The organism is Vibrio echinoideorum, assembly GCF_024347455.1.
Classification (GTDB): domain Bacteria; phylum Pseudomonadota; class Gammaproteobacteria; order Enterobacterales; family Vibrionaceae; genus Vibrio; species Vibrio echinoideorum.
The window spans coordinates 3,081,497-3,103,689 of sequence record NZ_AP025483.1; the positions used below are offsets into that span (position 1 = coordinate 3,081,497).

15 protein-coding genes and 1 tRNA gene are annotated in these 22,193 nt (G+C 43.4%); 7 read left to right on the forward strand and 9 right to left on the reverse strand.

All coding sequences use genetic code 11. From position 1 onward, the window contains the following. Positions 1 to 15 precede the first annotated feature (15 nt). The 5 genes from OCV36_RS13875 (at position 16) to OCV36_RS13895 (ending at position 6,106) form a co-directional block, all read left to right on the forward strand. Entirely contained in the window at positions 16 to 459 is a 444-nt protein-coding gene (locus tag OCV36_RS13875) for a GatB/YqeY domain-containing protein (RefSeq protein ID WP_017072778.1), read from the forward strand. 119 nt (positions 460 to 578) lie between these two features. Further along, positions 579 to 2,330 carry a DNA primase gene (dnaG, locus tag OCV36_RS13880; RefSeq protein WP_135456201.1) on the forward strand — a complete coding sequence of 584 codons (1,752 nt, stop codon included), beginning with the start codon at positions 579 to 581 and terminating at the stop codon, positions 2,328 to 2,330. 99 nt (positions 2,331 to 2,429) lie between these two features. Continuing rightward, complete coding sequence (gene rpoD, locus OCV36_RS13885; protein WP_135456199.1) at positions 2,430 to 4,277, forward strand: RNA polymerase sigma factor RpoD; 1,848 nt, start codon at positions 2,430 to 2,432, stop codon at positions 4,275 to 4,277. A gap of 163 nt (positions 4,278 to 4,440) precedes the next feature. Continuing rightward, positions 4,441 to 4,516, forward strand: a tRNA-Ile gene (locus OCV36_RS13890). A 321-nt stretch (positions 4,517 to 4,837) separates the two neighbouring features. Next, positions 4,838 to 6,106, forward strand: coding sequence for an O-acetylhomoserine aminocarboxypropyltransferase/cysteine synthase family protein (locus OCV36_RS13895; RefSeq protein WP_135456196.1), 1,269 nt, complete (start codon positions 4,838 to 4,840; stop codon positions 6,104 to 6,106). 111 nt (positions 6,107 to 6,217) lie between these two features. Here the strand turns inward: OCV36_RS13895 and glmS are convergent, their stop codons facing one another. Further along, positions 6,218 to 8,050 (reverse strand): glutamine--fructose-6-phosphate transaminase (isomerizing), encoded by a 1,833-nt coding sequence (gene glmS, locus OCV36_RS13900; protein ID WP_135456195.1) that lies wholly within the window; start codon positions 8,048 to 8,050, stop codon positions 6,218 to 6,220. Positions 8,051 to 8,155: 105 nt separating this feature from the next. Further along, positions 8,156 to 8,926 carry a DeoR/GlpR family DNA-binding transcription regulator gene (locus OCV36_RS13905; RefSeq protein ID WP_017073074.1) on the reverse strand — a complete coding sequence of 257 codons (771 nt, stop codon included), beginning with the start codon at positions 8,924 to 8,926 and terminating at the stop codon, positions 8,156 to 8,158. 429 nt (positions 8,927 to 9,355) lie between these two features. Between OCV36_RS13905 and pykF the strand changes: the two genes are divergently transcribed. Together pykF and OCV36_RS13915 are read left to right on the forward strand one after the other, a co-directional pair. Then, complete coding sequence (gene pykF / locus OCV36_RS13910) at positions 9,356 to 10,768, forward strand: pyruvate kinase PykF (protein ID WP_017073073.1); 1,413 nt, start codon at positions 9,356 to 9,358, stop codon at positions 10,766 to 10,768. A 222-nt stretch (positions 10,769 to 10,990) separates the two neighbouring features. Beyond that, the gene (locus OCV36_RS13915; RefSeq protein ID WP_245300919.1) at positions 10,991 to 11,614 is read left to right on the forward strand and encodes a GntR family transcriptional regulator; all 624 of its coding nucleotides are present in this window, start codon (positions 10,991 to 10,993) and stop codon (positions 11,612 to 11,614) included. A gap of 651 nt (positions 11,615 to 12,265) precedes the next feature. Here the strand turns inward: OCV36_RS13915 and OCV36_RS13920 are convergent. From OCV36_RS13920 to OCV36_RS13950, 7 genes are all read right to left on the reverse strand, one after another. Continuing rightward, entirely contained in the window at positions 12,266 to 14,149 is a 1,884-nt protein-coding gene (locus OCV36_RS13920) for a sensor domain-containing diguanylate cyclase (protein WP_135456191.1), read from the reverse strand. Between the two features lie 110 nt (positions 14,150 to 14,259). Continuing rightward, complete coding sequence (gene ilvN / locus OCV36_RS13925) at positions 14,260 to 14,754, reverse strand: acetolactate synthase small subunit (RefSeq protein ID WP_004735875.1); 495 nt, start codon at positions 14,752 to 14,754, stop codon at positions 14,260 to 14,262. Between the two features lies 1 nt (position 14,755). Then, positions 14,756 to 16,513 (reverse strand): acetolactate synthase 3 large subunit, encoded by a 1,758-nt coding sequence (locus OCV36_RS13930; RefSeq protein WP_135456189.1) that lies wholly within the window; start codon positions 16,511 to 16,513, stop codon positions 14,756 to 14,758. A gap of 460 nt (positions 16,514 to 16,973) precedes the next feature. Next, positions 16,974 to 18,782, reverse strand: a complete 1,809-nt coding sequence (locus tag OCV36_RS13935; protein WP_017073069.1) for an AMP-dependent synthetase/ligase — start codon at positions 18,780 to 18,782, stop codon at positions 16,974 to 16,976. Between the two features lie 201 nt (positions 18,783 to 18,983). Then, a complete protein-coding gene (gene leuO / locus OCV36_RS13940; RefSeq protein WP_004735878.1) occupies positions 18,984 to 19,943 on the reverse strand; it encodes a transcriptional regulator LeuO in 960 nt (319 codons plus the stop codon). 346 nt (positions 19,944 to 20,289) lie between these two features. After that, complete coding sequence (locus OCV36_RS13945; protein WP_017073068.1) at positions 20,290 to 21,345, reverse strand: MJ1255/VC2487 family glycosyltransferase; 1,056 nt, start codon at positions 21,343 to 21,345, stop codon at positions 20,290 to 20,292. A gap of 54 nt (positions 21,346 to 21,399) precedes the next feature. Continuing rightward, positions 21,400 to 21,924, reverse strand: coding sequence for a phosphatase PAP2 family protein (locus OCV36_RS13950; RefSeq protein WP_017073067.1), 525 nt, complete (start codon positions 21,922 to 21,924; stop codon positions 21,400 to 21,402). Between the last annotated feature and the right edge of the window lie 269 nt (positions 21,925 to 22,193).

A 22,193-nucleotide genomic window follows, 5' to 3' on the forward strand; every position in this document is an offset into this window, starting at 1 on the left:
CATAAGGACTGAGTTATGGCTCTTATTGAACAACTCAAAGAAGAGCAAAAATTAGCGATGAAAGCCAAGGACAAACCGCGCCTTGGCACTATCCGCTTAGCTCTTTCAGCAATTAAGCAACGTGAAGTTGACGAACGGATCACTCTGAACGACGACGACATTATTGCTATATTAGTTAAAATGGTTAAGCAACGTCGCGATTCTGTTGCTCAATATGAATCGGCAAATCGTCAAGATCTTGCTGATGTGGAAAAAGCAGAAATTACTGTACTTGAAGGCTTTATGCCTCAACCGTTGACTGAAGAAGAAGTTATTGCACTACTTGATAGCGCAATCGCTGAAGCTCAACCTTCGGGCATGCAAGACATGGGTAAAGTAATGGCTATCTTGAAACCACAAATTCAAGGGCGTGCAGATATGGGTAAAGTTAGTGGTTTAGTTCGTTCTAAACTCGCTTAATCCCAAATCAAATTGCAACAAGCCGTGCAATCCTTCGGAACGCACGGCTTGTTTGTATCTGTAACCTATTCAAACTATTATTACCCACACTCTCAGTTAGTGCATTTTTCTAAGGTTTTATGGCAGGACACATCCCGCGTAGTTTCATCGATGATCTCCTAGCACGTCTCGACATTGTCGATATCGTCGACGCACGCGTGAAACTTAAGAAAAAAGGCAAAAACTATGGTGCTTGTTGCCCATTTCACAACGAAAAGACTCCTTCTTTCAGCGTAAGCCAAGAAAAACAGTTTTATCACTGCTTTGGTTGTGGCGTACATGGCAATGCCATCGACTTCATGATGGAGTTCGAACGCCTCGACTTTGTAGAAGCGATTGAAGAGCTTGCTTCATTTCTAGGGTTAGATGTCCCAAGAGAGCAGCGCAGCGGTGAAATATCAACAACACCAAGAGCCAACAGCGAACAAAAACGTAACCTCTATGACTTGATGGGCGGCATTAGCAATTTTTACCACTCACAACTCAAGATATCAACCAACAAACCAGCGATTGAATACCTAAAAAATCGTGGTCTCTCTGGCGAAATTGTCCAGAAGTTTGGTATTGGTTACGTTGCCGACGAATGGGATCTCGTTCGTAAAAACTTTGGGCAACAAAAAGAAGCCCAAGACATGCTTCTTACTGGCGGCATGTTAATCGAGAACGATAAAGGCAACCGATACGATCGATTCCGTGGACGTGTGATGTTCCCGATTCGAGACCGTCGTGGTCGAGTTATCGGGTTTGGTGGTCGTGTATTGGAAGACGGTACACCAAAATATCTGAACTCACCTGAAACGCCTATTTTCCATAAAGGCAAAGAGCTTTACGGCCTTTATGAAGTAATGCAAGCATACCGTGAACCGCCTCAGATACTTGTTGTGGAAGGTTACATGGATGTCGTCGCACTCGCGCAATATGGTGTGGATTACTCGGTAGCATCACTGGGCACCTCAACAACCGGTGACCACGTTCAGATGTTGTTCCGCCAGACCAAGACTGTGGTTTGTTGTTACGATGGTGATAGAGCAGGTAAAGAGGCCGCGTGGCGCGCACTAGAAAATGCGCTTGAATACCTAAAAACCGGTAACACACTCAAGTTTCTGTTCTTGCCAGACGGTGAAGACCCAGACAGCTATATTAGAGAACACGGTCAGGCTGCTTTCGAACAGCTCGTTCACAATGCGACGCCGCTTTCGACCTATTTGTTCGATAACCTGATTGAAATACACAAGCTGAATTTAGGAACAACAGAAGGAAAATCGGCACTGCGTGCACACGCGAGCGCCTTGATTAATAAAATTCCTGACAGTTACTTCCAAGAACTGCTCGAAAAATTGCTCGATGAGCGAACCGGATTTGATAACCAATTGAGGCGTGCTCGCGTTCACACAAAGAACCCGACACCTCAACCGCATAAAGAGCTCAAGCGCACTCCAATGCGTGAAGTTATCGCTTTGCTTATCCAAAATCCGAGCTATGCTGATATGGTACCGGATTTATCAAGTGTCAATGGCTTACAGTTGCCTGGACTAAGTTTATTCGTCGAAGTACTTGATAAATGCCATTCGCACCCCCATATCAACACCGGCCAGCTATTAGAGCATTGGCGACATAATAAACATGAGGCACTTCTGTCTCGTCTCGCGAGCTGGGAAATCCCTCTCGACGAAGACAACCAAGAAGACATATTTTTAGATTCATTGGACAATATCCTTGCCCAGTGCGTTGAAAAACAAATTGAAAACCTGCAGGCCAAAGCAAGAAGTGTCGGTTTATCAGCCGAAGAAAAAAGGGAGCTACTAGCTTTAATGCTAGATCTAAAAGCGTAACCCTGTTTGATTAGTCAGCATTTAATAAATTTGTTAACATAATTGGTTTGCATTTGAGAATGCAACGTCCTTCACCAGACCTGAAGTTGGATATCATCTATGGATCAAAATCCGCAGTCACAGCTTAAATTACTTGTTATTAAAGGCAAGGAACAAGGCTATCTGACCTACGCCGAAGTAAACGACCACCTACCTGCAGAAATCGTGGATTCTGAACAGGTAGAAGACATCATTCAAATGATCAACGACATGGGTATCAAGGTAGTAGAAACTGCACCTGATGCTGATGATCTAGCACTTAATGATGACGATGCAAATATAGATGAAGATGCAGCTGAAGCTGCTGCTGCTGCGCTTTCAAGCGTAGAAAGCGAGATTGGCCGCACTACTGACCCAGTACGTATGTACATGCGTGAAATGGGTACAGTTGAGCTACTAACTCGTGAAGGCGAGATCGACATTGCGAAGCGTATTGAAGATGGTATCAACACTGTTCAACTATCAGTTGCTGAGTACCCTGGCACAATTCCATACATCTTGGAACAGTTCGACCGCGTACTGGCTGAAGAGATTCGCTTAACAGACCTAATCAATGGTTTCGTTGATCCAGACGACGATGGCACAGCTGCGCCAACGGCGACACACATCGGTTCGGAACTTGCTAAAACTGATTTGGAAGACGAAGACAAAGAAGAAGCTGAAGAAGAAGAAGAGGACGAAGAGGAAGAAGATACAGGTATCGATCCTGAGCTTGCTCTTGAGAAGTTCACAGCACTTCGCACCAGCTACCAAAATCGTCAGTTAGCGATCAATGAATACGGCCACGAAAGTCCGAAAGCAACACTTGCAACAACAATGATGCAAGATGTATTCAAAGAATTCCGTTTAACGCCAAAACAGTTTGACTACCTAGTAAACGAACTTCGTACTTCAATGGATCGTGTACGTACTCAAGAACGCTTAATCATGCGTCAAACAGTTGAGTACGGCAAGATGCCGAAGAAATCGTTCATCGCTCTATTTACGGGTAATGAATCTAGCGAAGCATGGTTGGATGAAGTTCTTGCTTCAGACAAACCATACGCAGAAAAGATCAAACGTAACGAGCACGATATTCGTCGTTCAATCCAAAAATTGGATATCATCGAACGCGAAACGTCTCTTACTGTTCAAAGCATTAAAGATATCAGCCGTCGTATGTCTATCGGTGAAGCGAAAGCTCGTCGTGCGAAGAAAGAGATGGTTGAAGCGAACTTACGTCTAGTAATCTCGATTGCTAAAAAGTACACAAACCGCGGTTTACAATTCCTGGATCTAATCCAAGAAGGTAATATCGGTTTGATGAAAGCTGTAGATAAGTTTGAATACCGTCGTGGTTACAAATTCTCGACTTACGCTACGTGGTGGATCCGTCAAGCAATCACTCGTTCGATTGCCGACCAAGCTCGTACTATCCGTATCCCGGTTCACATGATCGAAACGATCAACAAACTAAACCGTATCTCTCGTCAAATGCTACAAGAGATGGGTCGTGAGCCGCTACCGGAAGAATTGGCTGAGCGCATGCAAATGCCTGAAGACAAGATCCGTAAAGTACTGAAAATCGCTAAAGAGCCTATCTCAATGGAGACACCAATCGGTGACGACGAAGATTCGCACCTAGGTGATTTCATCGAGGATACGACTCTAGAGCTTCCTTTAGACTCTGCAACGGCAACAAGCCTGCGCGGTGCAACTAAAGATGTTCTTGCAGGCCTAACGCCTCGTGAAGCGAAAGTACTGCGTATGCGTTTCGGTATCGACATGAACACTGACCATACTCTAGAAGAGGTTGGTAAGCAGTTCGACGTTACTCGTGAGCGTATCCGTCAGATCGAAGCAAAAGCACTACGTAAACTTCGTCACCCAAGCCGTTCAGAAACTCTGCGCAGCTTCCTAGACGAGTAATCACACGCTTTAATGTGATTAGCTTTTAAGCTTAAAATAGAAAAGGTGAGCGTTGGCTCACCTTTTTTGTGCCTGTATGATTTAAGTGGCTAAGATGTAAGCGGAATTGCCCCCTATAGTGTCTAGACACCATTGAATGCTTCCCCTATAATCTATGCCCTACGGCCCCTTAGCTCAGTGGTTAGAGCGCACGACTCATAATCGTTCGGTCCCCAGTTCAAATCTGGGAGGGGCCACCAAATTAGAAAAGCCAGAACAGTTTACGCTGCTCTGGCTTTTTGCTTTTCTAGCCTTTGGTTATTTCACTTAGTAACAACGTCTGCCCCTCATCCTTCCTATGGCTAAATCACCGTTTTGATATCAGCCACAACCTCCCTCTAAAACCAGTAAACCAGTAAACCAGTAAACCACCTTACCCAACTTTTCAAACTCACAAGACAATTCTTTAATAGCCAGTCTAATAAGAGCAATCGTCTCTATGTGACTAAACATACTTTTCTTTTATAAAAAAATCGGCAATATGAGGTAACACTAATCATTCAATAGTTCAGGGAAGACTCATGAAAGACGAAACGCTCTCGATTCACTTCGGCTACGACACTGATCCAACAACCAAATCAGTTGCGACTCCTATTTACCAAACCGTTGCTTACGAATTCGATGACGCACAACACGGCGCCGACCTGTTTAACCTTGCGGTACCAGGTAATATCTACACTCGTATAATGAACCCAACCAATGATGTACTAGAAAAGCGCATGGCAGCCTTAGAAGGTGGTATTGCAGGCTTAGTGGTGAGTGCAGGCAGCGCGGCGATCAACTACGCGATTCAAACATTAGCTCAAATCGGCGACAACATCGTTTCTACCCCTCAGCTTTACGGCGGTACTTACACTTTGTTTGCTCACATGTTGCCAAACCAAGGGATAGAAGTTCGCTTTGCCAAAGACGACAAACCTGAAAGCTTGGCTGCGTTAATCGATGAAAAAACCAAGGCGGTTTACTGTGAGAGTATCGGTAATCCAGCAGGTAATATAATTGACTTAGAACGTGTTGCTGAACTTGCTCACGCACAAGGTGTACCAGTGATTGTTGATAACACGGTGGCGACGCCTGTGTTGTGTAAACCTATCGATTTTGGTGCTGATATTGTGGTTCACTCGCTAACCAAATACGTTGGTGGTCACGGTACTACACTCGGCGGCGTGATTGTCGATTCAGGGAAATTTCCTTGGGCAGAACACAAAGATCGTTTCCCAGTGTTTAATCAACCTGAGCCTTCATATCATGGTGTGGTTTATACCGAAGCTTTTGGTGATGCTGCATTTATTGGTCGCGCTCGAACCGTTCCATTGCGTAATACAGGCGCAGCACTGTCGCCAATGAATGCTTTCATGTTGATGCAAGGTTTAGAGACATTGTCGTTACGTATGGAGCGACACACCGAGAACGCATTGAAAGTGGCTGAGTACCTTAAGCAACACGAGAACGTCAGTTGGGTGAGCTATGCTGGTTTACCTACGTCTGAGTTCTATCCATTGGCTGAGAAATACATGCAAGGTAAGCCATCTGCTATTTTGTCTTTTGGCTTAAAAGATGGTTATGAAGCCGGTGTGCGCTTCTACGATGCACTGCAAATATTCAAGCGTTTGGTAAACATTGGCGACGCAAAATCTCTCGCTTGTCACCCGGCTTCCACGACACACCGTCAATTAAGCGAAGCAGAACAAAAGCAAGCAGGCGTATCACCAGAAATGATTCGTCTGTCGGTCGGTATTGAACACATTGAAGATATCTTGGCTGACCTAGAGCAAGCACTTAATGCTTAATGCTTAATGCCGTTAAAGCTAGATCTAACGCTATTCGTTAGCTAACAGACACAAAAAAGCCCATCACTGGATGGGCTTCTTATTATCTAATTTTCTTAGACAAGCTAACGATTATTCAACCGTAACCGCTTTCGCTAGGTTACGAGGTTGGTCAACATCGGTACCTTTGATTAGTGCTACGTGGTAAGACAACAGCTGCATCGGTACTGTGTAGTAGATAGGTGCTGTTACTTCACTTACGTGAGGCATCTTGATGATCTTCATGTTCTCATCGCTTTCAAAGCCGGCATCTTCATCTGCGAATACGTAAAGTAGACCGCCACGAGCACGTACTTCTTCAACGTTTGATTTTAGCTTCTCTAGTAAGTCGTTGCTTGGTGCAATAACGACTACTGGCATATCTGCATCAATAAGCGCTAGAGGACCGTGCTTAAGCTCACCAGCCGCGTATGCTTCTGCATGGATGTAAGAGATCTCTTTCAGTTTAAGAGACGCTTCCATCGCGATTGGGTAGAACTCACCACGACCTAAGAACAATGTGTGGTGCTTATCTGCAAAATCAGGTGCTAGCGCTTCGATCTCTTTATCAAACGCTAATGCTTTCTCGATATCAGCAGGCAGTTGATGCAGTGCTTGAACGATCTCTGCTTCTTTCTCTTCATTGATGCGACCTTGTAGACGACCAATTGACGTTACCATCATCAGCATCGCTGCTAGTTGGGTAGTGAAGGCTTTAGTTGAAGCTACGCCGATTTCAGTTCCTGCGCGAGTCATAAAGGCAAAATCAGATTCACGAACTAGCGAAGAACCTGCAACGTTACAGATAGTCATTGCTGACATGTAACCCTTCTCTTTTGCAAGACGAAGTGCAGCAAGCGTATCAGCCGTTTCACCAGACTGAGACAGAGTCACCAATAGGCTGTTCGGGCGAACAACGAAGTCACGGTAACGGAATTCAGAAGCAATCTCTACGTCACAGCTTACGCCTGCTAGAGACTCAAACCAGTAACGAGCTGCCATACCTGAGTTGTAAGATGTACCACATGCGATGATCTGCACGTGCTCTACCTTGCTTAGGATCTCTTCAGCCTTAACACCAATTGCGTTAGTGATAACAGCCGTTTCAGAAATACGACCTTCCATTGTATTGATTAACGCAGATGGCTGCTCAAAGATCTCTTTTTGCATGAAGTGACGGTATTGACCTTTGTCACCTGCATCGTGCTCTGCGTTTGACTCTACGACTTCACGCTCAACACGTTCGCCCGCGACATCAAATACAGTTACATCACGACGAGTAACCTCAGCAACATCGCCTTCTTCAAGATACATGAAACGACGAGTTACGCTTAGTAGCGCTAATTGATCCGATGCTAGGAAGTTCTCACCCACACCGAAACCGATAACAATCGGGCTACCAGAACGAGCAACAACGATACGGCTAGGATCTTTGCGATCAACGGCAACGGTACCGTAAGCACCGTCCAGTTGTTTCGCAGTCTTTTGCAGCGCTTCAACCAATGAGTTAGAAGTACGAAGTTCCCATTCAACTAGGTGAGCGATAACTTCAGTATCCGTTTGTGAAGTAAACACATAACCACGTTCTTGAAGAAGAGCACGCAGTGTTTCGTGGTTTTCGATAATGCCATTGTGTACAACGGCAATATCGCCCGACATGTGTGGGTGCGCGTTTGCTTCAGAAGGCTCACCGTGTGTCGCCCAACGTGTATGAGCGATACCAGTACCGCCAATAACATGTTGCTGATCGACGGCGTCTGCTAGCTCTTGCACTTTACCAAGGCGGCGTACACGAGTTAGGTTGGATTCGGTATCAACCACAGCGACACCCGCTGAATCATAGCCTCGGTATTCTAGGCGGCGAAGGCCTTCTACTAAAATTTCAGCTACATCACGTTGTGCTACTGCACCAACAATTCCACACATAGTTTTACTCCATCAATTTCGTTTATTCCTACTGGCAGCAAGCAAAGGCCATATCTTCAACAGATCAATTATAGGAAGTTAAATGCATAATATTTTAAATTAGTTTTAAGCTGGATCAGTTAAGATCACTCGAACGTCATGTGATTCAATACTTGCTTGGGATTCTTTGCCCAAATCTGTATCTGTTATCAAAATATCGATGTGTTCCCACGCTAACTCCAAATTAGGGATTTTGCGTCCCACTTTTTCAGACTCAACCATCACGATCACCTCTCGTGACACTTCAGCCATAACTTTGCTCAGGCCAATCAGTTCATTGAACGTGGTCGTGCCTCTATCAAGGTCGATACCATCAGCACCGATGAACAATTGGTCAAAATCGTAAGCACGAAGCACCGACTCCGCGACTTTGCCTTGGAAAGAATCAGAATGCGTATCCCAAGTTCCACCCGTCATTAATAACGTCGGTTCACTTTCAAGCTCGTTAAGTGCATTAGCAACGTGCAGTGAGTTGGTCATAACAACCAATCCACGTTTGCTGTTGAGCTGCTGAATTAGCGCGCCTGTTGTGCTACCGCTGTCGATCACAATGCGGTTATGGTCGCGAATCAAATCTGCAGCGGCTTTTGCTAATGAAATCTTTCGAGTCGAAACCTGTTGACCCAGTTCTTCGTTCACAACCTCTTTCGGTAATGAAATCGCACCACCATAACGGCGTAAAAGCTGACCGTTTTTCTCTAAAGACGCTAAGTCCTTTCTAATAGTGACCTCTGAGGTTTCGAACTTAGCGGATAATTCATCAACACTAACCTCCCCTTTTTCATTCACTAGGTTAGAAATTGCATGTCTTCTGAGCTGGGTGTTTCGTTTCGACATTTAAAAAAGGCCAATAAGTTTCGATGTGAAACATATTATAGTTACAGCGAAACTATTTAGTCCATTTATTTTGATCCAAAAAATTAATAAATAGCGATGAAACCTTGTCCTAAGACAATTGTTAAGCAGTGATATTGAACTCATTAGGTGGTAGAATCCGCACCCGAAAAGAAAAAAAATTACAAAACTGACTGTTATTTTTTTGCAACTTACCCCCTATATCATGGTGTAAGTCACAGAAAACCGATATTGAATCAAAACATTTTAGTCATAAAATGACTAAAATTGATGAAAGACTTACAACTCTGAAGGACATATTGGAAGTCCCGCGCTTTTACTCAACAGGCACAAAATGTTGATGTAGCGGACCAATCTTCAGAACTTAAATAAATTTCAAATTGTAACAATACTTACCGGAGAGTACCTTCCATGAAAAAGACCAAAATCGTATGTACGATTGGCCCTAAAACTGAATCTGTAGAGAAGCTAACTGAACTAGTAGATGCTGGCATGAACGTTATGCGTCTTAACTTCTCTCACGGTGATTTCGCAGAACACGGCACTCGTATCGCGAACTTCCGTAAAGTAATGGAAAACAATGGTGAGCAACTTGCTATCCTTCTAGATACTAAAGGTCCAGAAATCCGTACTATCAAGCTTGAAGATGGTAACGACGTAGATCTAGTAGCTGGTCAAGAGTTCACTTTCACAACTGACGCAACAGTTGTTGGTAACAAAGACGTAGTAGCAGTAACTTACCTAGGCTTCGCTAAAGACCTATCAGCAGGTAACACTATTCTTGTTGATGACGGCCTAATCGAAATGGAAGTTATCGCAACAACAGAAACTGAAGTTAAGTGTAAAGTTCTTAACAACGGTGCTCTAGGCGAAAATAAAGGTGTTAACCTTCCTGGCGTTTCTGTTCAACTTCCAGCTCTTTCTGAGAAAGACAAAGCTGACCTTAAGTTTGGTTGTGAGCAAGGCGTAGATTTCGTTGCTGCTTCTTTCATCCGTAAAGAAGACGATGTTAAAGAAATCCGTGAGCTTCTAAACGCTAACGGTGGCGAAAACATCCACATCATTTCTAAGATCGAAAACCAAGAAGGTGTCGATAACTTCGATTCAATCCTTGAAGCTTCTGACGGCATCATGGTTGCTCGTGGTGACCTAGGTGTTGAAATCCCAGCTGAAGAAGTAATCTTCGCTCAGAAAATGATGATCGAGAAGTGTAACCGTGCACGTAAGATGGTTATCACAGCAACTCAAATGCTTGACTCTATGATCAGCAACCCACGTCCAACTCGCGCAGAAGCGGGTGACGTTGCGAACGCAATCATGGATGGTACTGATGCTGTAATGCTTTCTGGTGAAACTGCTAAAGGCAAATACCCAGTTGAAGCTGTTACTATCATGGCTCAAATCGCGAACCGTACTGATTCAGCTCTTAAAGCTGAGCTAGGTTCTCGTCTAGACAGCCCACGTCTACGCATCACTGAAGCTGTATGTAAAGGCGCTGTAGACACAGCAGAGAAGCTAGCTGCTCCTCTAATCGTTGTTGCAACTGAAGGCGGTAAGTCTGCACGTTCAGTACGTAAGTACTTCCCAACTGCAAACATCCTTGCTCTAACAACTAACGAAAAGACAGCTGCACAGCTAGTTCTTACTAAAGGTGTTAAGCCTGTCCTTGTTGACTCTATCGAGAACACAGACACGTTCTACATCAACGGTAAAGAAATCGCTCTACAATCTGGCCTAGGTAACAAAGGCGACATCGTAGTTATGGTTTCTGGTGCTCTAGTAGCTTCTGGTACTACAAACACAGCATCTGTTCACGTTCTATAAGAATGAACTGATTCGCATAAAATATAAAAGAGGGCTTCGGCCCTCTTTTTTTATGAAACAAATCTTGCCTAACTTTTCAGTACGCTGTATTATCAATCAAGATAGAACTACGTACTGTTAATATCCATGGACTCTTTCTAAGAGACGGATTAGCAGACTAGAAATCAAATATACATGAGGTTTGTAATGTCTAGTCCTACTCTCACAGACAAAGTATCAAAAATGATTCGCCAAGATATTCTTAATGGTGAATTAACCCCAGGCCAAAAACTCGTTGTTGCAGATCTTAAAAATAGATACAACGTAGGCGCGTCTCCAATTCGTGAAGCCTTGGTGCAGTTGTCTTGGAGTAAATACGTTAAGCTAGAGCCACAAAAAGGTTGCTGGGTATCTCCAGTCTCAAAGAAAGAGCTCAATGACTTATACGAAAGCCTTCGAGTTGTCTCTTCTGTTTTGCTTAAGAAAGCGATTTCTGCCGGTGATGAAAGCTGGGAATTAGAAGTACTAACGTCTTACCATAAACTTTCTCGAATACAGCATCTGTCAGAAGAATTTGACTGTATTGAGTGGGAAGAGCGTCACCAGAGATTTCATGCAGCATTGCTTGAAGGTGCAGATTCAGAGAACATGTTTAAGTTCTTTGACGATCTGATTAACCAAGTAAAGCGCTACCGCTTTTTAGCAATGTCGGCTGAAACTGTCGCTGATGATCTGTTCAATATTGATGAACACGAAATGATCATGAAACTGGTACTCGCTAAAAATGCAGAACAAGCCGCTGAGTTGCTTGATCAGCACTTACTAGGTTCAATGAAACGAATTGAAGAGATTATCGAAGCCGCATAAAGCGAAGATAAGTTCTAACCATATAAAAACGGAGCCCGATGGCTCCGTTTTTTATTTCCAGTATTACGACTGAACTACCACCCAAAAAACTCTTTGTGATGAGTATTGAGCAATACAACCATAGGTAAAAAATACAACGCACTGAGTTGAAAGCCAAGAATGGCTAATGCCCCTATGGTTAACCTCACTAAAAAATCGACAAACATACTACGCCTCTTTTAACCAGACAGTATGATCCCCAAACTCTTGCTCCAGCTAACGTAATTCCGCTATTGCCTTTCAAACTATTGATAAGAAAGGATAACTAGCTGAATTACGTTAACGGTGTCGTCCTTTTACATCTGGTAAATACTTTTATTTACTGCACCGCTCAGAACGGTCCAATTTGAAGCAAGGTAGTTTACTTACCATTCAGTTTAGCTCAAATTTCCACCATCATTAGACTTTAGTCTAACTGTAAGAATTTCGTGACACAGATCGCTCAAAAGTGAGATTCATAGAAATAGCACCGACCAGAGTGCTGGTTATGACGAGTTAAAGTGGGAATTAAAGCGTGGAACTCATGTGGTGTTTCAGGGCTGTATTAAAGCGTTAGACAGAACTAGAGCAGGCGATTATCTATTTTTTTGGTCTACTGAACCAATAAGATAGCTACGCTACATCGGCATGGCTCGGGCACATAGAAACGGTATTACGCCCAGATGATTTAGATTCGTAAAGCCCTACATCAGCACATTTATACGAACGTGTACTGTTGCTCGTCAAATCAGTAAAGCCGACACTGACCGTGACTTTCGTACCAACAGACAACTCTATCTCTATTCGCAAGCGATCCAGTACGCGTTTCGCTTCAGGCAATGAAGTATGTGGCATCAGTAATGCGAACTCCTCGCCGCCGACTCTAGCAACAAAGTCAGTACTGCGAAGGCTGTCTTGCAAGAGCCTAGCAACACTCGCGATAACACGGTCGCCTTCATCGTGGCCAAGCTCATCATTGATACGTTTAAAATTATCGATATCGACCAAGGCTAGGCAAGTGGTCGCTTCATTTGGGTAACGCTCTACCAAACGAGAATAGTACGCGAGTTGCTCTTCGAATTTTCGTCGGTTCCAAAGGTTACTCAAAGAATCCCTTTCACTTAAAACACGCAAACGGACTTCAAGCTCTTTCCTTACCGAAATATCGACCAAGGAAGTAATATAATAGCTGACCTTTCCAGAATTATTTTTAACCGCCTGTACTCTCATGATAACGGTGAAAGGAATACGCAGTTTATTCTTACACTGTACTTCACCTTCCCATACTTCTTCCTGTTCTAAATGACTCCAGATAACTGAGCTAGAGAGCACTTGATCGGTATTTTCAAGCAACAGCTGCAATGCATTTTTCCCGAGAACTTGGGTTTTGCAGTACCCGGTCATGTTCTCAAACTCGTTATTGATCATCATAGTACGATGCTGCTTATCGGAGATCATCACGGCAGACATACCACTCAATGCGGCGCGCGCCAACTTACTTTCTAAGCTCCGACGTCGATAATGGGTCACTAAATATGCAAACGGAAACGCAAAAACAAGTACCGTCAGTAATACGAAAACTTCTTCTTGGGAGAGATCATTTAGACTCTGTTCAGCCCTATCCATCAACTGCTTCTGATTGAGTTGAATCAGCAAGTGAGCTTTTTGATTATTCGCGAGCATAACGGTGTTAAACGCAAACAAGTTACCATCTTCAAAAACGTGTCCAACCTGATCGTTGTTAATCGCTTCCCACGTTTGTGGTGCGATGTGTTTCAGGTTATACCCTTTTCTTTCAGGGATAGAATCACCAAACAGCTTACTGCTGTTATTACTCGCAATGTAATAGCCGGATTCATTAATGATTTCCGCTCTTAGGTCATTATCAGGTGAAAAGCTAAGACGTGACGATAAGCCCCATACATCCAAATTGATAACAAGGTAACCAACGCGTTTTTCTGGTGTTTCAACAGGAGTAAATACACGGATTACAGGTACATAAGGGAAGGTTAGCTCACCATGCTCCGTTTCAAGTTCAATCCCCCAGCCACCAATTTGCTCGGCTTCAAGATTTTGTGCATGTTGAAAATAGCTAGAATCAGACTTGTCTTGTAGCTCTTGAGGGACCGCCACACTCCCGGTATCAGCCGAGTAATTAACGCGCACCAGCTCTTTGCCCGTAATGTCCAACAGATGAATCTTCGTGTACCACTTCTGGTTCACTAAGACAGACTGCCAAACTTCTTCGAGTAGATCTTTGGTTTGTTCCGACGGAGATTCAGCAAAATTGACAAGACTTTGACTGTGACTGAGCAACCCCATCACCGAGGCTAATTGAGTCTTAAGAAGATCATAGTCTCGCTTGGCATACACTAATTGATAGACAGCTTGTTTAGCCGAATAGTCAAAGCTCTGTTGTTTTACTTCTTTGTAGCGCTGTAAGTAATAAAGAGCAACGGCAGAACAGAGAGTGATTGAGATAATTAGTAATGTAATTATTGATTTTTTATTTCTCATTACTAGCTCAGAAGGAAAAAGAGAGCGGAGGATTATAGCACTCTATAAAATTAACAAAATAAAAGCCGCTTAAAAAAGCGGCTTAAAAACTATTTTTACAGACTTATCGTTTAGGCCTTCAACGCTCGTTCACCACGAGCAATACCAACAACACCACTTCGAGCCACTTCAAGAACTTCCGTCACTTCAGACAAAGCCTGAATGAAAGCATCAAGCTTCTCGCTAGTTCCAGCCATTTGAACCGTGTATTGAGAAGCTGTCACATCGACAATCTGGCCACGGAAGATATCCGCTGTGCGTTTCACTTCCGCGCGAGCAAAGCCGCTAGCGCGTACTTTTACCATCAAAAGTTCACGCTCGATATGCTCAAGCTCAGACACTTCTTGTACCTTAAGTACGTCGATTAACTTGTGTAGCTGTTTTTGGATCTGCTCAAGCTGCATTTCGCTCGAGTTAGTGGTGACATTCAGACGAGAAAGCGTTGGATCATCGGTTGGAGATACATTCAAAGACTCAATGTTGTAGCCACGCTGAGAAAACAAGCCAACCACTCGAGAAAGTGCACCTGGTTGGTTTTCCATTAATAGTGAAAGGATGTGTCTCATATTATGTTCTCTCCGTTTTGCTTAGCCACATGTTATCCATACCCTCGCCTTTAATCTGCATTGGGTATACGTGCTCGGTGTCATCCACACTGATATCGACAAATACCAAACGGTCTTTCATCGCTAGTGCTTTTTCCAAACCTGATTCCAGTTCATCCGGAGACGAAATACGCATGCCAACGTGGCCATAGGCCTCGGCAATCGCAGCAAAATCAGGAACAGAGTCCATATATGAATTAGAGTAACGACCTTGATAAACAATGTCTTGCCACTGTTTCACCATGCCTAAGAAACGGTTGTTAAGGTTAATAATCTTAACGGGAATATTGTATTGCAGCGCAGTCGACAGCTCTTGGATATTCATTTGAATACTGCCGTCACCAGTAACAATCACAACTTCTTCATCTGGTTTCGCAAACTTAACGCCCATACCAGCAGGTAAGCCAAAGCCCATAGTGCCTAGACCACCAGAGTTAATCCAACGGCGTGGCTTGTCAAACGGATAGTACAAAGCAGCAAACATTTGGTGTTGACCTACATCCGAAGCAACATAGGCATCGCCATTGGTTACTTTATGTAGGGTCTCAATTACTTGTTGAGGCTTAATACGACCAGACGTCTTGTCATACGCTAAGCAGTCACGTTCTTGCCATTGCTTAATCTCACTCCACCAGCTTTCCATCGCTTGCGAGTCGTTGGTTCCGCCTTGCTCAACAAGCAGGTTAACCATGCTCTCTAGAACTTTCTCTGCTGAGCCTACAATCGGTAGATCCACTTTTACGTTTTTAGAGATAGAAGATGGGTCGATATCAATGTGCATGATCTTCGCATCAGGGCAGTACTTATCTAAGTTATTGGTGGTGCGGTCATCGAAACGCACGCCAATACCAAAGATCAAGTCCGCATTGTGCATCGCCATATTGGCTTCATATAAACCATGCATGCCCAACATACCCAAAGAATTTTTATGGGTACCAGGGAAAGCCCCAAGTCCCATTAGGGTACTTACGACAGGTAAATTCAGTGCTTCTGCTAATTTTAACAGCGGCTTATCTGCCTCAGAAATAACCGCACCACCACCGACATAAAGTACCGGTTTCTTCGCTTCAAGAAGAGCTTTGAGTGCTTTCTTAATTTGACCTTTATGACCCGTAACCGTTGGGTTATACGAACGCATTTTGATCGTTTCTGGGTATTCATAAGGAAGCTTGATTTGTGGGTTTAAGATGTCTTTTGGCAGATCAATAACCACAGGACCAGGACGTCCTGTCGTTGAAATATAGAATGCTTTTTTAACGACTTCAGGGATATCTTCCGCTTTCTTAACGAGGAAGCTGTGTTTAACGATCGGACGGGATACACCCACGATGTCACACTCTTGGAAGGCGTCATTACCAATTAAGCTATTTGGTACGTTACCAGAAATAACAATCATTGGGATTGAGTCCATGTAGGCTGTGGCAATACCAGTAACGGTATTGGTCGCACCCGGACCAGAACACACAAGTACTACGCCCGGCTTACCGGTAGAACGAGTATAGCCATCTGCCATGTGGGTAGCGGCTTGTTCGTGTCGTACTAATACGTGTTTAATTTCAGCAGTTTTAGCATGCAGCGCATCATAGATATCAAGTACAGAACCACCTGGGTAACCAAAGATTTGTTCTACACCCTCTTCAATTAGAGACTGCACCACCATCTCAGCGCCAGATAACATTTCAGCGCCGGATGACATGGCTGTTTCAGGTTTTGTTGTCATATTGCTCTCCTCACCAGTTTCCAATCACATTTGGTGAACATGTTGGGCTGGTTTTACATAGTCTAGGGCTTATTCGTAGCCTAATTCGAAATACTTCCACTTTTTCGGCTATGGCTGTTTATCGTGATAACAACAAACAGTAATACGAAACAACTTTAACGCTTTATTATCATCTGGTCTAACACCTGTTATCCGACAATTACGTCAAAAAACCAACTATTAGCTGAAAGCATCAAATAAAACCCAAACCAAACACGATATTTAGGTTTAAAAACCAATTAACACCCAAAAAAAAGAGCTTAATATTCAAATGAATCACGATTTATCGATTAATTACGCCATTATTGGTGTGCGCTTTCGCACATTGTGCTGTGTCAGCAGGCATAAAAAATCCCCCTAAAAATGCAATCACATTCGTAGGGGGATTTTTGAACAACTGAAAATTTATCTAAGCAGAAAACTACTTATCTTTAGGCTTTTCATTGTACATTTCTTCGATTTCGTCTTGATACTTATCGTTGATAACTTTACGACGCAATTTCTGAGTCGGTGTCAGTTCACCATCATCCATAGAGAATGCTTTTGGCAACAGTTTGAATTTCTTCACTTGCTCAAACTTAGCCAACTCTTGCTGCAGGTCATTTACACGCTTCTCTAGCATTTCCACAACTTGGTGGTGCTTAACAAGTTCAACGCGGTCGTGATACTTAATATTAAGCTCTTTGGCATACTCTTCTAGCGAGTCATAACAAGGAACAATCAGAGCAGAAACGAATTTGCGCGTATCAGCAATAACGGCTATCTGTTCGATAAAGTGATCTTTACCAATCGCGCCTTCTACGACTTGTGGAGCAATGTATTTACCACCAGATGTCTTCATCAATTCTTTGATGCGATCGGTAATAAACAGATTACCATTTTCATCGAAACGCCCAGCATCACCCGTTTTTAGGAAGCCATGCTCATCAAATGTTTTTTCAGTTTCTTCAGGCATCTTGTAGTAGCCGCGCATTACCATGGGGCCGCGAACAAGGATTTCGTCCTTCGCACCAATTTTTACTTCTGCGCCCGGCATCGACATACCGATGGAATCAGGGTTAAAGCAACGGTCATCCCAGCACGATACAGTCGCCGTAGTTTCAGTCATGCCATAACCAAGTTTTACGTTGATACCAATAGCATGGAAAAAGCGACCAATGGTTTCATCAAGCTTCGCGCCACCACATGGCATGAAGTTAATGTTACCGCCTAACAGAGCTCTCAATTTAGATAGCACAAGTTTATCGGCTAAAGCATGACTCTTCTTTAGCATAAAAGATGGAGTACGACCTTCTTGATGACAAACAGAAAGCTTCGCTCCCATATTTACCGCCCAAGTAAACAACACTTTACGGATAAACGGTGCTTTAGATACCTTCTCGTGAATCGCTGAGAAAATCTTCTCGTAGAAACGTGGAACTGCACACATTACTGTCGGTTTCACATCGCTTAGAGCGTCGCGTACTTGCATCGTGTCTTGCAGGTAACAGTTGGTTGCACCTTTATAGAGGGCATAAAAAGTCCAAGCGCGCTCAAATACGTGTGACAAAGGTAAGAAACACAGTGATACGTCATCTTTAGTTAAGCTGAGACGTTCATCGTGACCTTTTAATTGATAGCCAATATTAGTGTAATCAAGCATCACACCTTTTGGTTGGCCTGTGGTACCAGAGGTATAGATAAGGGTCAGTAAGTCATCCATGTTGGCATCAGCTAAGCGAACGTCAAGTTCCGCTTGTTGAGCTTCAACACCACGAGCCATGAAGTCCTGCCATGAAACAGCAAAACTATGTTCTTGTGTGTCGATATCAGCAGACATTGCCACAACAACTTCAAGCTGTTCACACTCATCAAAGATGTTCACTGCCGCATCAAACTGAGCTTGTTCGCCAACGAATAAGATCTTCACATCCGCATTTTGGATAATGTAAGAAGACTGCGCAGCGGTATTGGTTGGATAAATCGGCACTGTCACAAGGCGAGCTTGCAAAGATGCGAAATCTGCCACGGTCCACTGAGGCATATTATTTGAATAGATACCGATCTTGTCTTGGATTCTCAATCCTTGAGCCAATAGAGCTAATGAAAGCGTATCGATTTGTTGTCCAAACTGCTCCCAGCTAATACCTTGCCATACATTGTCTACTTTGTGCTTCAAAGCTGTACGGTTGCCACCTTGGGCAATTTGGTCACGAAGTCTTTTTACGATATGAAAATCTAAATTGGCCATCTCTTTACCTTTGGCTTACACCTGTAAGCTTTTTTGAGCGCACAAGTGTACCTCTGATCATAGAAAAGGCAACTGACGAAGCTCAAAGTTATCAGTAATAGTACGTCTCACGCTAAATTTTATGTTCACCAGAATAGTAAGCATAAAAAAGCCCCAAGCCAGATTCCTAGCTTAGGGCTTATAAATCATAGGGATTAGTGTTTAGTTAAGTGCCACTACTTCGCCACAGATCATCATTAACTGATCTCGTAACCAAATGTGTCCCTTGTCCTTCTCACTTGATTCGTGCCAGCTTAGGAAACCAGAGATAGCCGCATTATCGAATGGGAAATCTAGAATTTGAAGCTGATCTTTGTTTGCTGCATGTTCTACCATCCAACGAGGTGCAATCGTCACAAGTTCAGATTGACCTACAACGTAAAGAACGTTGCTCAAGCTGGTACCTTCGTAGAAAGGCGTGCAATCTAGATCACGGTAAGCTTGCTCAGAGAAGCTGCGTTGACCATGGATGCGAGACAGTTTTGCGTGCTTTTCGTTAAGCAATTCAGCGGCTGAAACTTCACCATTGATACGAGGGTGAGAAGCAGATGCAACCACAACTAATTCGTCTTGGAAGATTTCAGTGCTTGAGAAACCTTGCTCATCAAAGCGAGCGTAATCAATCACGAAGTCGATTTCTTGGTAGCGCATACGCTCAGAAAGTTGACGATCGAATTCTGCATCCATGTGCAATTTAACGCTAGGTGCTTGGTCGTTGATTGTCGACATAATCTTAGGAGCAAAACGCATGTCACATGGGCTGCAAATTGCAAGTTTGAATAGGCGAGAAGACGACTCTGGAGAGAACACAGAACTTGGTAGTTCGTTGCGTACTAACTGTAGTGCTTGGCGGATTGGGCCAAACAACTGACGAGCACGTTGAGTCGGTTGAATACCACGACCTTGACGCATGAATAGCTCGTCGTTGAACATCACTTTTAGACGAGCAACAGCGTTACTTACAGCAGGCTGAGACATGCCCAGGTTATGAGCTGCACGTGTGATGTTTTGTTCTTGCATAACTGCATCAAATACAGTCAAAAGATTTAAGTCGACTCCACGAAGTGTGCTTTCCATTCTGTAGCTTGCAATTGCACTCATTGCGTCTTTTTTCTCTAACATTCAAGTTGCCTCTTGTCGGTTCGACAGGGTTAAATTGGTAATGGTATGGGAATAGATAACCACTAATTCTTATATTTATCAGACCGATGTTTTTCGGATTACCACTACTATTAACCAATACATCCCGAGCTACCAACAAGATTGATAAAGAATAATTTTATTTTACCTTAATGATTAATTAATACATTAAAATCATGCAATTACAGAGTTATAAAAAAACATAAAATGCAGCATTTATGAGTTTGATTTCGACTTATTTAGCTGTTCTATCGTTTGGTTACATTTGTTACAATTTATTGAACTCGTGAATTGTTTGACTGGTTGATTCAAAAACGCCACTTATAATTCAAGTCAGCGATGCATAACTAGGAAAATCGACCTTGTCCCAAAGCTGTTTTCTTAAGTCATCTTGATTCGACCAATTCCCTGCTAATACCCACTCAACGAGTGCACTTGCCACGTCAGGATAGGTCACTACCTCTGCCTCTTTTTCACTGAGCCAACTACGTAAAATAGCGGCATCTAAAAAGCTCATGGTTTGGGCTAACCCAAGGGCTTCAAGCGTCGCAACATTACTCTGTTGTTCAAACTGCCCTTCAAGCGGCTTAAGAAGCAACTTTTTCCCTAAAGTTAAGGCCTCCGATGGCAATTCAAAGCCACCATTGGCGACCACACCAGAGCACTGATTCAGGTCGAATTGGAAGCCGGCATGACTGAGCGGTTTGAACTCAATATTTTCGACTCGACTGTACTCAATAACGTTAGGGTGATAACAGACAAAATGATGAGAAATGAACTTCATCAACAGCTCCGAGATCGCCTCAAGATCTTCAAACGGCAAGTAGACCAAAGTGAAGTTTTGTGATGCTTTAGTTTGCTCATGGTTAGAAAGCGTGTGAACAATCGGTGGCAATATAGGTTGCTCAAAGTGATACCAATGGAGGCCAATAGAGTGCTCGGTTGGCGCAAAATGTTGAATCACTGAATGTTCAATCCAGTTTCCCCCTTCTTTAGGCACGTCATAGCGAAAAGCATTTTGATGACTTATACCAATACAAGGTACACCTTGCTTCTTAGCCGCCCAAGCGGTCACTGGTTCAAAGTCATTAAGGACGAGATCATAAGGCGTAAGATCGATCTGGTTAATTTCACGCATAAATCGCCAGATATTATTCTTGATGAATGTTTTGCCGTACTTAACCTGCCCTTGCTCACTGAAAAAAGTTAAGCCATTGCGAGTTTGATAGTGTCCAAACTCTTCCATTGAGAAGTACTTGCTCTCTTCTCGTCCTGAGAATAGGAAGTCGACATCGATATTTTGTTGGCGAAAAGCCACCGCCATTGCTCTCGCGCGAGCGATATGACCATTTCCTGTGCCTTGGACGCCATATAAGATTTTCATGCATATTCCTTTAAATTTGCAGCTTAAGATCGGCATTGATTGCCAACAAAATAATTACAAAATGAAGTTGATAGCCAGGCTAGTACAAGCAATACCTAAGGCTGCGCCAATTAAGACATCTGTTAAAAAGTGCACACCGAGTAAGATCCGAGAACCCGCAATGGCTGTAGCCCAAACCAAACTAAAGGGGTACAAGCTTGGATAAAAATGTCCGATTAAGGTCGCCATAACAAAAGCAGCAGCGGAATGCCCAGATGGCAGGCTGTATTTGTCAGATGGAACGATATGAGAGTAAAGCAGTGAAGAGAATTCAGCCGGCCTGCGGCGTTTGAGGGTATTTTTAGCTAACCAGTAAATCGGTAGCTCAATAGCAAAAGCCGTTAAACCAACCAACAGAAAATCTCGGCCAGCATTGCTATCCACTAACAACGCCACCAGAGCAATCAAAACGTAAAGGTGTCCATCTCCAGTATGAGACACCGCTTTACTCAGCGTTGCATGTTGGCCGTTATAACGATTCTTTAAACAAAAAACAGAAAATGCCACATCCCAGCGGACAATAGGTTCGATAGTACGCATACGATCTCCTTAACAATCCTTATTCAGTTAAGGCTCAAGGTATGCCCCTGAAATGACAGTTAAGTGACGTTTTGAATGAACTAAAATGAAATTTGTTATGGACGCTGCGCTGCCACGATCCAATACCAGCAAACCAAGCGTATGAACCAAGCATGCGAACCAAGAAAGCGTTCCCTGCGAGTTAACCCAAATAGTCAGCGACACAATCAATAAAAACAAAGCGACACATGGTCGCTTTGTTTTTGTTAGGTCTTCGCTATTTTTACAAA

Coding starts and splice junctions, on each gene's coding strand:
- OCV36_RS13920 (WP_135456191.1), bottom strand. CDS start 14,149: ATGAGAAATAAAAAATCAATAATTACATTACTAATTATCTCAATCACT.
- ilvN (WP_004735875.1), bottom strand. CDS start 14,754: ATGAGACACATCCTTTCACTATTAATGGAAAACCAACCAGGTGCACTT.
- glmS (WP_135456195.1), bottom strand. CDS start 8,050: ATGTGTGGAATTGTTGGTGCAGTAGCACAACGTGATGTAGCTGAAATT.
- OCV36_RS13945 (WP_017073068.1), bottom strand. CDS start 21,345: ATGAAAATCTTATATGGCGTCCAAGGCACAGGAAATGGTCATATCGCT.
- leuO (WP_004735878.1), bottom strand. CDS start 19,943: ATGTTAGAGAAAAAAGACGCAATGAGTGCAATTGCAAGCTACAGAATG.
- OCV36_RS13905 (WP_017073074.1), bottom strand. CDS start 8,926: ATGTCGAAACGAAACACCCAGCTCAGAAGACATGCAATTTCTAACCTA.
- dnaG (WP_135456201.1), top strand. CDS start 579: ATGGCAGGACACATCCCGCGTAGTTTCATCGATGATCTCCTAGCACGT.
- OCV36_RS13950 (WP_017073067.1), bottom strand. CDS start 21,924: ATGCGTACTATCGAACCTATTGTCCGCTGGGATGTGGCATTTTCTGTT.
- OCV36_RS13895 (WP_135456196.1), top strand. CDS start 4,838: ATGAAAGACGAAACGCTCTCGATTCACTTCGGCTACGACACTGATCCA.
- OCV36_RS13930 (WP_135456189.1), bottom strand. CDS start 16,513: ATGACAACAAAACCTGAAACAGCCATGTCATCCGGCGCTGAAATGTTA.
- rpoD (WP_135456199.1), top strand. CDS start 2,430: ATGGATCAAAATCCGCAGTCACAGCTTAAATTACTTGTTATTAAAGGC.
- OCV36_RS13915 (WP_245300919.1), top strand. CDS start 10,991: ATGATTCGCCAAGATATTCTTAATGGTGAATTAACCCCAGGCCAAAAA.
- OCV36_RS13875 (WP_017072778.1), top strand. CDS start 16: ATGGCTCTTATTGAACAACTCAAAGAAGAGCAAAAATTAGCGATGAAA.
- pykF (WP_017073073.1), top strand. CDS start 9,356: ATGAAAAAGACCAAAATCGTATGTACGATTGGCCCTAAAACTGAATCT.
- OCV36_RS13935 (WP_017073069.1), bottom strand. CDS start 18,782: ATGGCCAATTTAGATTTTCATATCGTAAAAAGACTTCGTGACCAAATT.